The sequence below is a fragment of the Polynucleobacter sp. HIN7 genome, from assembly GCF_030297595.1.
Classification (GTDB): domain Bacteria; phylum Pseudomonadota; class Gammaproteobacteria; order Burkholderiales; family Burkholderiaceae; genus Polynucleobacter.
In genome coordinates, this window is the sequence record NZ_AP028138.1 from 701,263 (window position 1) to 714,304 (window position 13,042).

Consider the following 13,042-nt stretch of genomic DNA (forward strand, 5'->3'; position numbering starts at 1 on the left):
GAATCATGATGAAATCAATTTATTCCATTCTATTTATTGCACTCATGGGTTTGGGGTCTGTAGCACATGCCAGTATGAAGGTGACGGTGAACGGTATGGTGTGCTCCTTCTGCGCCCAAGGAATTGAGAAGAGCATTTCGAAGATGGGTGAAACTAAGGCAGTGTTTGTAGACCTCAAGAATAAGGTCGTCGTCATTGAGCCCAAAGAAGGAAAAACACTCAATGAGAAAGAAATTTCTGCCGAGATTAAAGATGCGGGCTACGATGTGGTGAAGATTGAGACCATTCCGCAGACCGTTGCGCAATTTAGAGCTCAGCAGAAAGAGAAGAAATGAGCACCGATGGTTTACAGGAATCAAAATCGGGATTTATTAGCTCGGTCATTACTTTACTGGCAAGCTCCAGCACGCTCATCTGCTGCGCGATTCCTGCGCTACTGGTTAGTTTGGGTGCTGGGGCTGCGCTGGCCTCATTGGTTGCTGTTTTTCCTCAAATCGTATGGATTAGTGAACATAAAGAAGCTATCTTTGCGATCAGCACTTTGTTAATGGTCCTCGGTGGAATTCTGCAATGGCGGAATCGTAATGCACCTTGTCCCATCGACCCGGTACTCCGTAACGCTTGCCTGAAAACCCGAAAAAATTCTTTGCGGATTTACTGGTTTAGCGTAATTCTGTTATTGGTTGGGGCTTGGTTTGCATTCATCCAACCCTTGTTCGGATAGATTGACCCAATTCATTTGATTGATTTGGGTCAATTTTTGAGAAAGACTACTGAATCGTAAGAAAGACCTACAAGGATTCGGTCTTTGTAAGGCCTGATCTTTGTTATCATCCAGGATGGTTTTATCGTAGGTCAGGCATTGATTGCCGGCTTGTGATGCGTGCTTTGATCACCCCAACAGTGACATTTGCTTTATGACCTTATTGACGATTATTTTATTGCCACTGCTTGTTGGAACAACCTTGGCGCTATTGGCTGCTCGCTTTAGTCGAGTGGCCTCTGCTTGGGCCGTGGCGGGGGTGACAGCGACTAGTCTTACACTGCTGCTTAGTTATAGCAGTCGTATCTTTGCTGGTGAAAAGATCATTGCCAAGTATTCTTGGCTTCCAGAGCTTGGTATTGATTTTGCCTTTCGTCTCGATGGACTTGCCTACTTATTTGCTCTTCTGATTCTGTGTATTGGCCTACTAATTATTTTGTATGCCAAATATTATTTATCCGATACCGATCCGATTGGTAAGTTTTATGCCTACCTCATGCTCTTTATGGCAGCGATGTTGGGGATTGTTCTCACCGAGAACATTTTGCTCACGATTGTCTTTTGGGAGCTCACTAGTATTTCATCGTTCTTATTGATTGGGTATTGGAACTTTAAGTCCGAGTCTCGACGTGGGGCTCGCATGGCTTTAACAGTAACCGGCGGTGGAGGCTTAGCAATGCTTGCCGGTTTCTTGTTACTTGGACATGTAGCTGGTACCTATGAGCTATCCGGGATCTTTGCCGCTCGCGAGACCATTCAATCGAGCCCTCTCTATCTACCGATCTTGATCTTAATTTTGTTGGGTGTATTTACAAAATCAGCGCAATTTCCATTCCACTTCTGGTTACCGCAGGCCATGGCAGCCCCAACCCCTGTCTCGGCTTATCTGCACTCGGCTACGATGGTGAAGGCAGGGGTCTTCATGCTGGCCCGTTTATACCCAGCCCTGGGTGGTTCCTACGATTTTGAGATCATTGTTTCTGTGATTGGCTTAACCACGATGGCATTTGCTGCCTATGTGGCTATCTTCAAGCATGATTTAAAAGGGCTCTTGGCATATTCCACGATTAGTCATCTTGGGCTCATTATCTTTTTAATTGGCTTAAGTTCGCCGCTCTCAGCTGCGGCAGCGGTCTTTCATATCATCAACCATGCGACCTTCAAGGCGTCGCTATTCATGGTGGCGGGGATCATTGATCACGAGTGCGGAACGCGCGATATGCGCCGTTTGCGTGGACTCTATAAGTTCATGCCTTACACCGCAACACTGGCGATGGTGGCTGCGGCCTCCATGGCGGGTATCCCGTTATTTAATGGATTCTTATCCAAAGAGATGTTCTTCACAGAGTCCTTAACCCTCTCGCATCTTGGTTGGTTTGGAGTGATTGCACCAATCGTTGTGACCTTCGGTGGGATGTGCAGCGTTGCCTACTCCGCACGCTTTGTGCACAACGTGTTCTTTAATGGCACAGCCAAGGATTTGCCTCATACGCCCCATGAGCCGCCACGTTTCATGAAGATCCCTGTTGAGTTACTAGTGGTGATTTGTATTGCGGTTGGCGTTCTTCCCGCTATCACTGTAGCACCCCTTGTATTTCTGGCTGCTTACGACGTGTTTGGTGGCCCGATTCCTCCCTATACGATTGCGATTTGGCATGGATTTAATACGCCGCTCATGATGAGCATCATCGCTCTATTGGGTGGGGTGGTGATGTTCTGGTTATTACAGAATCGCTTTAATTTGCACTTGCATGCCCCCAAAGAGTTAAACGGTACACGGATTTTTGTGCACTTTATTGAGTCCTTATTGGGAGCTGCTCGTTGGATCACTCGGACCATTCAGAACGGCTCTTTGCAACGTTACCTTGCAGTCTTGATTGCTGCGGTTCTCCTAATTGGATTGTGGCCATTCATGCATTACGGTTACACCACTGGTGGCGCTTCTCTGACCCCAGCTAATCCAGTGGCTATTGTGATTTGGGCCATTGCCGTCTTGGCTGCGATTGCAACTGCCGTGGTTCATCGTCACCGCTTAACGGCAGTGATCCTAGTTGGGGTGGTGGGTTTGGCAACCGCGCTGACCTTTGCGTATTTCTCGGCACCGGATTTAGCCCTAACGCAGTTATCGGTGGAAGTGGTAAGCACCGCGCTCATGCTAATGGCCTTAGCCTTGATTCCACGAAATGGTCCCAAGGAGTCTAGCTCAAGCCGCAGGACGCGTGACATCGTTTTATCGATTCTGGCGGGTGCTGGTGTATCCGCTTTACTGTGGGCAGTATTAACTCGACCCCATGAATCAATTGCCTGGTATTACTTGGCACAAAGTGTGCCATTGGGCGGTGGTAGCAACGTGGTGAACGTAATCCTGGTCGACTTCCGAGGCTTTGATACCTTTGGCGAGATCATCGTTCTTGGGATTGCGGCAATTGGTGCCTTGAGTTTGATGGATGGATTAAAAATCGAGCGTCAACTGTTACCGGGTTCATTAAATTCCGTGATGCTCTCGGTTGCAGCCCGAACTCTCTTACCCTTTGCGGTACTGGTTAGTGTTTATATCTTCTTGCGTGGCCATAATCTGCCAGGTGGAGGATTCATTGCGGGATTGATTACATCGGTTGCTTTAGTGATGCAGTACATGGCCGGTGGACTAGTTGCAACATCCGCCAAGCTCAAAATGGATTTCCCCAAGCTGATTGGTAGTGGTGTGCTGATTGCCGGAATCACTGGACTCGGAAGCTTTATCTTTGGGGCAGGATTCTTGACGAGCACCTACGGTTACCCGGTCTTGCCCCTCATTGGAAAGATTCCACTTGCGAGTGCGGCAGCTTTTGACCTGGGGGTCTATCTCACCGTCGTTGGGGCAACCTTGCTAACTATCTCTGCGCTCTCAGGTGCAAGCCAACGGGATTCCAAATTAAAAGGGGTTGCCTAGATGGAACTGCTACTTGCATCCGCCTTAGGCATTGTGACTGCTTGCGCGGTATACCTGATGCTGCGAGGACGAACCTTCTCCGTAGTGCTTGGCTTGTCTCTGCTCGGTTATGCCATCAATCTCTTTATTTTTGCGATGGGTCGTCTCACCAGTGGTAAGCCTCCTGTGATTGATCAAGCAGTATCGTCTTATGCCGATCCGATTCCTCAGGCACTTGTATTAACGGCCATTGTCATTGGTTTTGGAATGACTGGTTTTATTGTGGAACTAGCCTTACGGGCTCGGAACGACACTAAATCCGATCACGTGGATGGTGAGGAGCCGGGTAAAGGCTCAAACTCAGAGTCAAATCAAGAGCCAAGCGCCAAGCATAAGGAAGAGTCGGAATCATGAGCCACCTCCTTGTGCTGCCGATTGTCTTGCCTGCGCTCACAGCGGCGCTGTTACTTCTAATGGGGCGCCAACTCTCAATCAGTCGCGTGATTAGCTTCATTGCTAGTGCATTATTGCTCCTCATCGGAATTCAATTATTTCAGGATGCCAATAGCGGGGTAATTCAGACGTATGTATTAGGTGATTGGGCTGCACCATTTGGCATCGTGCTAGTTCTGGATCGTTTATCAGGATTAATGGTATTGCTGACCTCGATTGTGGCAATTGCTGCACTGTTTTATGCGATGCAGGGCTGGGACCAGCGTGGTAAGTACTTTCATGCCTTGTTTCAGTTTCAATTGATGGGTATCAATGGGGCGTTCTTAACCGGCGACTTATTTAACCTATTCGTTTTCTTTGAAGTCTTATTAATCGCCTCCTATTGCTTGTTGGTTTATGGATTTGGTGAGCGCCGTTTGCGTGCAGCAGTTCACTATGTTGTGATTAACCTGACAGGTTCGGCCTTATTCTTAATTGGTGTCAGCATTCTGTATGGCCTGACTGGCACCTTAAATATGGCTCAGTTGGCAGAGCGGATTGCTAGCTCATCCGCGGACGACATCGCCTTGATTCGTTCAGCTAGTTTATTGCTAATCGCTGTCTTCGGAATTAAAGCAGCGTTATTTCCTTTGTATTTCTGGCTTCCCAATGCGTACTCAAGTGCATCAGCACCGGTAGCCGCCTTATTTGCCATCATGACGAAGATTGGTATCTATGCCATTTTCCGCTTCAATAGTTTGATCTTTAGCGGGTCGGAGGGTGTGACTGCTGATATTACTAGCCCTTGGCTGATGCCTGTGGCCATGTTGACCCTGATTCTTGGGGGATTGGGCGCACTAGCTGCAAAGCGTCTTTTGGAGCTGATTGCTTATTTAACAGTGGCATCCGTTGGCATGATCTTGATGGCCTATTCAATTGGTAATCAAGCATCATTCTCAGGGGCCTTGTTTTATATGGTCCACAGCACCTTAATTTCAGCGACACTCTTTTTGCTAGCAGAGATGATCGGACAGGCGAGGGGATCTATTGAGGAAAAACTTCAAACAGGACCACTCATGAAGCAGGGAGTTGCCTTGGGAATTGCTGTGCTGATTGCTGGCGCAATTGCAATTGGTCTACCCCTGTCATCTGGCTTCTTAGCAAAGCTAATGATTTTGCAAAGCGCAACACTGAATACACACATGCCGATGATCTGGACAATCATCTTGTTAGCAAGTTTTATTGGCTTAATTGGTTTATCTCGGGCCGGTAGCACCTTGTTCTGGAAAACATCCCACGAATATGCCGCTGACGCACGTTCTCCAGGTTTTGGCCAGTGGTTGCCGATTCTTTTCTTGCTCGGCGCAAGTTTATTGATGGTGGTTTATGCGGCTCCCTTAAAGCAAATAACCGATCAAACAGCTGCGCAAATGAAGGCGCCTCAAACCTACATTGAAGCAGTAATTGGCCAAACTGCCGATCGCGCACCTCGAGCGTTACCACGGGAGTCAAGACCATGAAGCGTTGGTTACCCCACCCAGTTCTATCGATTCTGCTTTTTATTACATGGCTACTTTTATCTGCTGATCTCTCGTTAGCGCATATTGTGTTGGCGGCTATCTTGGCGTGGGCTATTCCTTACTTATGCAGGTCATTTCTAGCGGGGCTGCCCCCCATTAAAAATCCTTTGGCAGCGTTACGTCTTCTTTTTGTGGTGACCTACGATATTGTGGTGGCAAATGTGGTGGTGGCGCGGCTCATATTGGGATCCCCTAAAAAACTCAGACCGCTCTTTGTAGAAATGCCAATTGCACTGACCCAGCCTATGTCGATTTCACTGCTGGCAAGCATTATTACTATGACCCCGGGTACGGTATCCGCTGAGCTCACGGATGACAATCATGTCTTAATTATTCATGCTCTTGACTGTGCAGACCCAAGTGCACTGATTGCCGATATTCAGAATCGATACGAAAAACCTCTTATGGAGATTTTTGGATGCTAGATCTTTCCATCAAAATTACCTTGGTTGTCATTGCTCTATCGATGGGCATTACGGTGTATCGTCTGATTAAGGGGCCGGATGCACCGGATCGTATTTTGGCACTCGATACCTTGTATGTCTCGGCTGTAGCGCTTTTAATCGTTCTGGGTATTTATGACGATAGCCCTATTTATTTTGAAGCCGCATTATTAATTGCCTTAATGGGTTTTGTGGGTACGGTTGCGCTATCGCGCTATCTAGCCCGTGGCGATGTGATGGACTAATCGGGGTGCATACCATGCTTGAACTAATTACTTCGGTCTTATTGCTTATCGGTGCCTTCTTTATTTTTGTTGGCTCCTTGGGATTGTTGCGTTTGCCCGATTTCTTTATGCGCTTGCATGCACCCACTAAAGCATCAACCCTTGGGGTGGGTGGAGTTCTGCTTGCATCCATGGCCTATGCCCTAAAAGACGGTCTGCTTATTCACGAGTTGATCATCACCCTGTTTGTATTTCTGACTGCCCCTGTAAGCGCTCATCTCCTGGCACAGGCTGCATTACGCCTGCGTCTCTACTCGAAAGCAAAGCTACCAGATTAATAATCGAATTAATTGGTAGACCGTGGCGGAATCCGTCGCCACAGATAGATCACCCAGATACTACAGAGTAGGTAGAGTCCCAAAAAGAATGCGGGCGGTAAATCCCAGTAGAGCAGTTGATTAAGTTGGTAAGCCCAGAAAGACTCTGGGGCGTTTGTTTCTCGAAGCCAGGCTTCCAAAACGGTTAAAGGGCAGGTGATGGCAAACACTGCCTCAATCGCAACAAAGAGCATGAGACCTGCATGAATCTGCCGAAACCGACGATTACGAATCCATGACCAGGAATAAATGAATCCAAAGGGAATGAGCAGCAAGCCCAGGGTAATAAAGATGGCTATGAAAAAGTGAAGAACTAAAACAATATCTGCAAGCGATGTCATCAATAAAAATGCTTACTTGTTCAATCGTTTTTAATAGATTAACTTAGAGATTAGCTTTTGAATTGCAGACTTTTCTTGACTTGGCTGTATCAATTTTCGTAGCTGTTTAACTTGCTCTCGAAGTTTCTTGTAGAACAATTGATCTGTTTCTGCGCGAAGCAGAAGTCTGGCTAGGGCTTTTTCATTGCCAACCGGAAAATATCCTAAATAATCTTTCCCAAGCAGCCCGCAATTGCCTGCTATCTTGGAGGCAAGTATTGGAACACCTGCTGCAATTGCCTCAGAAACTACATGAGCACCACCCTCCATGCGACTGGAGATAACAATGACGTGACTGCGCGCCAGGGTTCTTAGTGTTGTCTGATGACTCACCATGCCTTGCCAGGTATAGCGATCATGTTGTTTGGTAGCTTGCAATGCGATTTTTTCCATCTCCCCACTCATGGCCATCCCTAAGTGTTGAATGGTAATTTGACTATCACTATGTAAGTAGGGTAGCGCACGTACGATGCAAAAGGGATCTTTCTCAGGGCGAAGATGCCCAATCACACTCACACTGAATTCATCATTGGGCTTCTGCTGCTTAGGTATCTGCGGCGCCGACTGATGAATGACTGTTGCTTTATGACGCCATTTTGCGGGGATGATTCGTAATGCCTCTGTTTGTAAAACCACCAATCCATCTGCTAATGCCATGGATTCATGAACCTCAGGGTGGTTTGCCATATCCCGGTACAGATCGGTGCCTGTCAGAATCAGAATTAAAGGACGATTAGGGTATGCGAGCTTAAACGCATCAATTGATGTATGACTTCGGTAGGCATGTAAGGCAATCAAGAGGTCGGTATCTTTTCCAGACCAAGATTCAGTAATAGGGACGCGGTAGCCAAGCTGTCTTAAAAAACCTTGCCATCGTTTGGCGGTCACACGATTACCGTGCAAGCTCCCAGGTGGAGCTGGGGTAACGATTTCGATACGACGCATATTTAAGAGCTGCCCTTTGAAATACGATTCAGAAAAATAAGCCCCAATACAGGACCCGGTAGCAATAGCCATGTAATGTAGTGATCCATGATGGGTAACACCAGGGTACTAATTTGAATAGAGATCATCGTGATGGTGAAACCAATCGCATTTTGAATCGTCAGCGCAGTGCCGACGATTTCAGGAGGACATGCTTGAGCTGATAGGGCAGAGAACTGTGGCGAGTCAGCGACGACACTCATCCCCCAAATAAGCCAAAACAGAATTTGTAGCCATAACGGTAGCCCAGTGATCCATGGATACAACAGACAACATAGACCGGACAGTGCCAGGGCAGTTGAGGCAACCTTTATACCGCCCATCGATTTGCTAAGCTGCCCTCCAATGAAACAGCCAAGTGCCCCAACCCCGATTACCGAAAATGCCAACCCAGATAAATCCAGGGGATTTTGAATGGGATACGTACTGGCAATCAGAAATGGTACCAGCGCCCAAAAGGCATAGAGCTCCCACATATGACCAAAATAGCCAAAGGCGGAGCGACGGTATTCGGGGATTTCAAAGAGCTGACGAAAGCCACTGAGTTTCACTCGTGAGGAATTACCCAATTTGAGATGAGGGCCATCGCCAAGCCAAAAAATAATCCCCATCGCAATGACTGCTAGGAAGGAGGAGAACAAAATCACTTCTTGCCAAGGCCAATCCACACCGAAGTAGCGTGTGGCATGCGGGATGGCCGTTCCCAGCGTTAGCATGCCAACTAGTTGAGCAATGCGTGATGATGCCTTCTGAGGATCCCAGGTCATGATCAGTTTCATACCGATAGGGTAGATACCTGCTAAACAAATCCCAACTAAGAAACGCAGTGCAGAACCTATCCAAATGCTATCAGCTAATACCGCAAATGCAGTATTAAACAATGCCCCAAGCAGGGCACAAGCAGCAAAAAGATGGCTCGGCCTAAACCGATCCGCGATACCACTGAGGGCGAATACTAGGGTACCGGCTACAAAACCAAATTGCACGGCATTGGTCAGTATGCCGATGCCGGCAAGATTAATATTCCATGAATCAATCAAGTTATCAGCCACTCCATTGATGGAGAACCACAAAGAAGTTCCCATTAGCTCAGCAATCACAATCAATAGTGAGGCTAAATTGGGGCTAATCGATCGAGACGATTTCGTAATATTCAATTGAGTTAAAAAATTAGGGTAGCAAAGCCACCCCAATATGGTACTGCGTAATTCTGAATAGAAACTATCTAGATCACATAACTCATACGAGACTTGTATCAGCATAAAGCTGAGCCTTGTGAATCCCCGCTGGCTTGATACAGAATGCATCGACTGATGGGTTATTTGATTTGGCTCGTTCCTGATAATTGCGATCCAGTTGATATTGTTCTTCTAGGGCATCGAGCATTTCCTCAATCTGGGCTTTTAAGCTGAGAGGCAGTTCCGGACATTGATTGAGAGCATGCAAGGAAATAGTGGTTTGCTCGGCAAGCACAGAGCAGCGTGTTCTAGAGAGTTCCATTACCTTTGCAAGTGCGCCCATGAGTAAAACAGTATGCTGGGAATTCATCATCGTATCCTTATTGATAATCATTCTCATTTATAGTATCATATGAATAGATAGAAAGGAATACAAGAATGATTGAAAAAAATAGCATTCAGCCAAAAGATCGGGCAATTTTGGCCATGGGCCTGCTAACAATTACTGGAAGCGTTCTCTTATGGATTGCGATCTAGACTGAATAGGTCTTAACATGACACGAGAAGAAGAAACATTAAAACCATCGGCGCAGATATCAAGAAATGATATGTGTGTATACCGCAGCGAAGAGCTGTTTGGTTCGAAGAGCGCGATTCAGATTAACCATCATGGTGTGATTTACACCTTACGAATTACCCAATTAGGTAAATTGATCTTAACCAAGTGATATGAATTCAGGACAGTTGGCGCGTTCGTCTTCATACAAAATTACTCTAGCGGTATGCATAGGACATGCCATACTAATCGGATGGATGATGACTGCAAAGACCAAGTATCAGCATGAATCTCCAGCCGTCCTTTATGGACAATTGGTTGAGCGCGAGTCGAATACGATTCAAAAAACAGTAATTTCGCCAATTCATGTAAAGCAAGATCCCATTAATCAAGCGAGTACACCGGCTATTGAGAGTAGCCAGGGGATCATAACCAGTCAACAGCCAGATAGCAGACACTCGAACGTGTCATCTGCACCCATATCCTTACCATCCGCTGCTGACCCTAAGTTCAATAACCCAAAGCCGCCGTATCCGATCGCCAGTCGAGAAAACGGGGAGGAGGGCAGGGTATGGCTTTCACTATGCGTATCTGAGCATGGTGTTATCAGCCGCTTGCAATTAGCTCAATCGTCTGGTCATCCGGCGCTCGATCGTTCGGCCTTGAATACGGTGACGCGCTGGAAATTTCATCCGGCGCGCCAAAATGGCGCTGCTATTCCTTACTGTTATCGATTACCTATCGTCTTTGTATTGGCTTAATTTCCATATACGTAATATTGTCAATAGCACTTGACATTGAGAATCATTCTCATTAAAGTAGAGATTCGTTTAAACCAAAAAACGATTATGTAAACGTCACAGCCCGCCGTCGCTAGCTAGTGTCAACTAATTCTAGCGAGCATGAATCTAAGAAAGCACCCATTTGCGGCTATTGCAGCCATAACCATGGCGGGTATTGCCATGAGTGCCCATAGTAAGGTAGTGACCACCGAAGAAGGAAGACCAATTGAACAGTCCCGTGGTGAGCTGGGCGAAGTGGATGTCATTCTGAAAGAGGTTACCGTGACGTCGACTCGGTCCTCTCGGAAGGTGGATAACGTACCCAATGTCGTCACCGTAACAACGGCCGAAGAAATCCAAGAAAAGGGCGACCGAAACATTAAAGACCTATTTAATAATTCCGTAGATGTCACAGTTCCACAGCAAACACAACGATTTAGTCTGGCGATCGGAGCCCAGGGCCGGTCAGGAAATGAAAGTATCAATATTCGTGGTCTGCAGGGCAATAATGTTTTGCTACTTGTGGATGGGATTCGGGTACCCAATGCCTTCTCGTTTGGGGCCCTATCGGTCGGGCGAGGAAACTTTCTGGATGTTGATGGGTTTCGTCGTGTTGAGGTGGTACGGGGCCCATCGTCAACACAGTATGGCAGCGACGGCCTTGCTGGGATTGTGAACTTTCAGACCTTTAATCCAAGTGATTTCATCAAAAAGGGTGAGACTCACGGCGGATTTGCTCGTACCGGCTACTCGAGCGTCGATACATCTTCGAATACGACATTTGGCTATGGTGGTATTCAAGACCACTTGCAGGGGATGGTCCTTGGAAACTTTCAAGCTGGCCATCAATATCAAAACCAAGGATCCAATAACTCAACCGGCATCACCAGGACGGCGCCCAATCCAGCGGATTACAACAATTGGTATGTTCTGACTAAGGGATTTGCCCAAATCGATCGCAAGCAAAAACTGGGCATTACCTATGAGTCTCAAAACGTCACGCAAAACGTCAATAACTTATCGGATTTGGGAACCGGCGGAGGCTGGATTTCGTTTGGTGGCCCGGGTGGATTTACCTATAACAATGTCGTGACATCCACCACGCAAGATAAAACAACTCGTAATCGTGTCTCGGGTGAATACGACTTTAAGGACAGTGGGGCGCTGTATGTTCAAAAAGCTAATGTCATGGTGTATTACCAAGATGCAGATGTCACTCAAAATGCCTACCAGCAGCAAGTTGGCAATTCACGTCTCTCATCATGGCGCAGCCGCAACAACACCTATAGCCAAGACACCTACGGCATCAATACGAACCTAGAGAGTAATACCACCAGTATCGTCAATCAGCGACTGACCTATGGATTTGATTGGAGTTCTTCACGCATCTCGAGTCAACTCAATGCGGCGGGTAATGGAAGCTCAATTACACCCGCACCCAAATCAACGTACAACCTAGGCGGCGCGTTTTTGCAAAGTGAAATGGAATTCAATCAAGTGAGTGTGATTCCAGCACTTCGCTATGACAGTTACTCGATTACACCGGTCACTGGTTCATTGCCATCGAACTCCGGATCAGCGGTCTCGCCTCGCATCGGAGCGATTTGGAACATTACACGGGAGTTTCGTCCATTTGCAAACTGGGGTACTGGATTTACAGCGCCCACACCAGATCAAACACTTTCCTATTTTGCTGGGAGTGGCTACACCAACATACCCAATCCTAATCTAAAGCCGCAAACTGGTAATGGCTTTGAGGTCGGTGCTCGCGGTCAGTTGGATCGGTTTCGGTATCAAGTATCGGGATATGCAAACTATTACAAAGACTTTATCTCTCAGGTGAATTACCTTGGATCATATAACGGTAGTGCACCGCAAACTCTATACCAGTATCAAAACTTATCCAAGGTCAATATTTGGGGTTGGGACGTTAGGACCGATTGGGCGTTTGCGAAGGGTTGGCAGGTGAATGCAGCGATGGCCTATAGCTATGGTGAGCAAATCCAAAATGGGATTTCAGCACCGCTAAATTCGATTCAACCTTTGCGCGCCATTGCAGGATTGCGGTATGACGCTAGTACTTGGGGAGCGTTTGCCAATGTTATTTGGAATCAGGGTAAATCTGCCGATCGTGTGAACTTTAATAATGCTACTGGTGGTACAACCAATCAATTTTTGTCGCCCACATCGACCGTTTTAAATCTGACAGGCTACTGGAAGCCCATTAAAAAGCTAACGATTAATGCCAATCTCAATAATGTCTTTAACACCACCTATTGGAACTGGTCTGATGTACAGGGCTCAGTCTTAACTCAAAACCGAGCATCGGCTGGCGGATTTTCGGGGTACAACGCCCAAGCTGCTCAACAATCCGCCACGGCAGCGCCGCGGAACTGGCAAATCTCAGCTCGTTATGACTTTTAAGGAGGCAT

The 13,042-nt window shown here is 47.0% G+C and carries 15 protein-coding genes; 11 read left to right on the top strand and 4 right to left on the bottom strand.

Annotated elements, in window-relative coordinates:
- The first annotated feature begins 5 nt into the window (after nucleotides 1-5).
- From QUE64_RS03680 to QUE64_RS03715, 8 genes are all read left to right on the top strand, one after another.
- On the top strand, nucleotides 6-335 hold the full coding sequence (locus QUE64_RS03680) for a heavy-metal-associated domain-containing protein (protein WP_286224471.1): 330 nt from the start codon (nucleotides 6-8) through the stop codon (nucleotides 333-335).
- Complete coding sequence (locus QUE64_RS03685; protein WP_286225962.1) at nucleotides 332-724, top strand: hypothetical protein; 393 nt, start codon at nucleotides 332-334, stop codon at nucleotides 722-724. Before QUE64_RS03680 ends, QUE64_RS03685 begins: the two co-directional genes overlap by 4 nt.
- Before the next feature lie 193 nt (nucleotides 725-917).
- Nucleotides 918-3,695, top strand: a complete 2,778-nt coding sequence (locus QUE64_RS03690) for a monovalent cation/H+ antiporter subunit A (protein ID WP_286225963.1) — start codon at nucleotides 918-920, stop codon at nucleotides 3,693-3,695.
- Nucleotides 3,696-4,088, top strand: a complete 393-nt coding sequence (locus QUE64_RS03695) for a Na+/H+ antiporter subunit C (RefSeq protein ID WP_286225964.1) — start codon at nucleotides 3,696-3,698, stop codon at nucleotides 4,086-4,088.
- Nucleotides 4,085-5,626, top strand: a complete 1,542-nt coding sequence (locus QUE64_RS03700) for a monovalent cation/H+ antiporter subunit D (RefSeq protein ID WP_286225965.1) — start codon at nucleotides 4,085-4,087, stop codon at nucleotides 5,624-5,626. Before QUE64_RS03695 ends, QUE64_RS03700 begins: the two co-directional genes overlap by 4 nt.
- A complete protein-coding gene (locus tag QUE64_RS03705) occupies nucleotides 5,623-6,111 on the top strand; it encodes a Na+/H+ antiporter subunit E (RefSeq protein ID WP_286225966.1) in 489 nt (162 codons plus the stop codon). The genes QUE64_RS03700 and QUE64_RS03705 overlap by 4 nt, the downstream gene beginning before the upstream one ends.
- Nucleotides 6,105-6,374, top strand: a complete 270-nt coding sequence (locus QUE64_RS03710; protein WP_286225967.1) for a K+/H+ antiporter subunit F — start codon at nucleotides 6,105-6,107, stop codon at nucleotides 6,372-6,374. Before QUE64_RS03705 ends, QUE64_RS03710 begins: the two co-directional genes overlap by 7 nt.
- Nucleotides 6,375-6,388: 14 nt before the next feature.
- Entirely contained in the window at nucleotides 6,389-6,691 is a 303-nt protein-coding gene (locus tag QUE64_RS03715) for a Na+/H+ antiporter subunit G (RefSeq protein WP_108508218.1), read from the top strand.
- Between the two features lie 8 nt (nucleotides 6,692-6,699).
- On the opposite strand, the gene QUE64_RS03720 is transcribed toward QUE64_RS03715, so the two are convergent.
- The 4 genes from QUE64_RS03720 to QUE64_RS03735 form a co-directional block, all read right to left on the bottom strand.
- Nucleotides 6,700-7,071, bottom strand: a complete 372-nt coding sequence (locus tag QUE64_RS03720; protein WP_286225968.1) for a DUF2784 domain-containing protein — start codon at nucleotides 7,069-7,071, stop codon at nucleotides 6,700-6,702.
- A gap of 30 nt (nucleotides 7,072-7,101) precedes the next feature.
- Nucleotides 7,102-8,127: a selenoneine biosynthesis selenosugar synthase SenB gene (gene senB / locus QUE64_RS03725; RefSeq protein WP_286225969.1), complete on the bottom strand. Its 1,026-nt coding sequence runs from the start codon at nucleotides 8,125-8,127 to the stop codon at nucleotides 7,102-7,104.
- Nucleotides 8,058-9,251, bottom strand: a complete 1,194-nt coding sequence (locus QUE64_RS03730) for an MFS transporter (protein WP_286225970.1) — start codon at nucleotides 9,249-9,251, stop codon at nucleotides 8,058-8,060. The genes senB and QUE64_RS03730 overlap by 70 nt, the downstream gene beginning before the upstream one ends.
- A gap of 82 nt (nucleotides 9,252-9,333) precedes the next feature.
- Entirely contained in the window at nucleotides 9,334-9,645 is a 312-nt protein-coding gene (locus tag QUE64_RS03735; RefSeq protein ID WP_286225971.1) for a hypothetical protein, read from the bottom strand.
- A 235-nt stretch (nucleotides 9,646-9,880) separates the two neighbouring features.
- Here QUE64_RS03735 and hemP point away from each other — a divergent pair, with 235 nt between their 5' ends.
- From hemP to QUE64_RS03750, 3 genes are all read left to right on the top strand, one after another.
- Nucleotides 9,881-10,000 carry a hemin uptake protein HemP gene (gene hemP, locus QUE64_RS03740; protein WP_286225972.1) on the top strand — a complete coding sequence of 40 codons (120 nt, stop codon included), beginning with the start codon at nucleotides 9,881-9,883 and terminating at the stop codon, nucleotides 9,998-10,000.
- Between the two features lies 1 nt (nucleotide 10,001).
- Nucleotides 10,002-10,589, top strand: coding sequence for an energy transducer TonB (locus QUE64_RS03745; RefSeq protein WP_286225973.1), 588 nt, complete (start codon nucleotides 10,002-10,004; stop codon nucleotides 10,587-10,589).
- 141 nt (nucleotides 10,590-10,730) lie between these two features.
- Entirely contained in the window at nucleotides 10,731-13,034 is a 2,304-nt protein-coding gene (locus QUE64_RS03750) for a TonB-dependent hemoglobin/transferrin/lactoferrin family receptor (RefSeq protein ID WP_286225974.1), read from the top strand.
- Nucleotides 13,035-13,042: the final 8 nt, after the last annotated feature.